General features: G+C 36.3%; 2 protein-coding genes. Both read right to left on the bottom strand.

All coding sequences use genetic code 11. The features are described 5' to 3' along the window. Window positions 1-69: 69 nt before the first annotated feature. The gene (istB, locus tag ABES02_RS28415) at window positions 70-789 is read right to left on the bottom strand and encodes an IS21-like element helper ATPase IstB (protein ID WP_430141190.1); all 720 of its coding nucleotides are present in this window, start codon (window positions 787-789) and stop codon (window positions 70-72) included. Continuing rightward, complete coding sequence (gene istA / locus ABES02_RS28410; protein ID WP_430141188.1) at window positions 786-2,291, bottom strand: IS21 family transposase; 1,506 nt, start codon at window positions 2,289-2,291, stop codon at window positions 786-788. The genes istB and istA overlap by 4 nt, the downstream gene beginning before the upstream one ends. Between the last annotated feature and the right edge of the window lie 148 nt (window positions 2,292-2,439).

Raw genomic sequence — 2,439 nt, 5'->3', positions numbered from 1 at the left:
GTATTTGGCAAGCAAAAAATGTATAAAACGGCAATCAAAAATGTTACTTGCCAACATTCCACTAATTCCTTAATTTTGTAATAAAGATTCCTTCATTCGATTACTTTGACCTTTAAATACCACTAAATGTGAATGATGGATTAAGCGGTCTATAACGGCTTCTGTCAAGATAGGATCTCCAAATACATGGTTCCACTGACCAAACTGAAGATTTGTTGTTATAATGATGCTTTTCGTTTCATAACACATTGAAATAACTTGAAATAGTAATTCTGCCCCTTGTTTATGCAAAGGAATGTAACCTAATTCGTCCAGAATTAAAAGATCGAGCTTTTCAATCTTTTTAAATAGCTTATTCAGATTGCCTTTTTCATTGGCTTCTAACAACTGATTAACTAATGATGCCACGGTATAGAATTTAATAGCCTTGCCATACTTATGTATGGCATTTAGCCCAATGAGCGTTGCTAAAAATGTCTTTCCGGTACCAACTCCACCATAAAAAATAAGATTCTCTTGCTGTTCCATAAAGATGGCGTTCAGTAAGTATTCTCTATTCAATCCTTTGGTGAGAACGATGTCTTTCCAATCAAAAGGATTTTCACTGACTTTAGGTAAACAGGCTTGAGTAAGCATTGAATTTATCTTTCTTTCTTCACGTTGCTGGATTTCCCTTTCGAAAAGCTGAAGTAGATATTCATCATGTGATTCGGCTTTTATCTCTTCATAATGTTCTCTTACCCAGCTTAACTTCAAGCGTTTGGCATACTCTTGGATTTGTTTATTCAATTTAACTCAGCTCCTTTCAGAAGCTGATCATATTGCTCTAAGCCTCTTGTTGCTTCTGGCATTCTAGGCAATGATTGTTTAGGATTTATTTCAGGACGTATCCCTCGTCCATTAATAAGCTGGTAAAATACCTGATTAATGGATTCGACTGAAGGATGACCATGCTCTGAGGCGATGGTTAAAGCTTCAGTGATTCTACTAAAATCATGGTCCTTCAATACCTTTGCTAGGAATCTCAAAGCCTCTGACTTCTCAGAAGACGTACATGTATTCAAATAAGCCTGCCATTCATCTGGGAGCTGTTCATAAAAACTTGTGTATTTGAGTGCCATAGGGCGTTTGGCCATTAAATTTAAGTATGGCTGCCATTTTATTGACTTCCTATACTGTCCATATAATCTTGGATGGCTTACTACTAATTCGTGTTCCTCCGTTAAGATTTCTATGGTATTGAATGAGATTCTTATTAAGACTTTATTTAATGCATACCTCGGTGAAGTAGAGTAAAAGTTTTTCTCAACCTTTATGTATCCATACTTATCTGCCTTCAACGTCTCGTACCTTACACATTGGTATTCCTTACTTGGCAATACCAAAAATGCATTCAGATCCTCTTTAAATAAGTCTGAGATTAATTCTTCCTTTTCATAGTGTTTTCGTTCTCGATCTTTCTCAGCTTTCTTCCATAAAGTCTGATTTAGTTCATCTAAATCCAGGACGTGTAGACCTGGAAGCAAGTAGTTATTTCTGACGTATTTCACCATTGATTCTACGTGGCCCTTTTCATTACCGCTATTTGGATTACAGAATTCACACTCAAATCCGTAATGAAGAACGAAGTTCTGGAACTCCTCCGTTAATTGCCGTTCCCCATTCGGCAATACCTTCTTTACGGCAGCTGAAAGGTTATCAAATCTAATCCTTTTTGGCACTCCTCCCATATGATGAAAAATACGCTTCATACCTTCTAGAAAACACTCTTTGTTTTGGGAAGGGAATACTTGAAAATAAAAGGCATTGCTGCTGGGGTAAGACATAACTAAATAAGGTAAAGTAATTTGTTCCCCTTGATATTTGAATGGTGCTTCACCAAAATCTACTTGTGCTGATCCTGGTTTGGTTTCTAATGGTAAAGCTGCCTTATCTGATTCATTTAACAATTCCTTTTTACGTTGTGATACATAGTTTCGTACCGTTCGATCAGAACCTGTAAAATTGAACTCTTCCTTTAATTGGTCCCATATTCTTTTTGCTGTTCTACGAAACTTCTTTTTCTGTTTAAAATCCTCTAGTAACCATTCATCCACAATGTGTTTTACTGAATCCATTACTGGAGATGGTCTATATTGTTTTGGTTTACCTTCTGGACTAAAATCCTCCAGTTCGGCATACTTTTTAACTGTTCTATAATCTCTATTTAATCTTTTTCCAATCCCTGAATAACTATCACCTTTGCTGTTTGCTTCGTGTCTGATATAATTAATCTCGGCCACTGCCAACATCTCCTTAATACCTCCTGCACTGCTTTGTCCCAACAGGAAGTGTATGTGTATTTTGGAATGTTGACAAGTGGTTTTTTAAATTTATGCAGTGCCTACGGCACTGCATAAATTAAATGCCATAACCTACATTTTTATGATGCCATAAACA

It is taken from the genome of Neobacillus pocheonensis, from assembly GCF_050477905.1.
In the GTDB taxonomy this organism is placed as follows: Bacteria; Bacillota; Bacilli; order Bacillales; family Cytobacillaceae; genus Neobacillus; species Neobacillus pocheonensis_A.
Note: the sequence above shows the minus strand (reverse complement) of the source record. Positions and strands in the feature narration are given on the sequence as shown.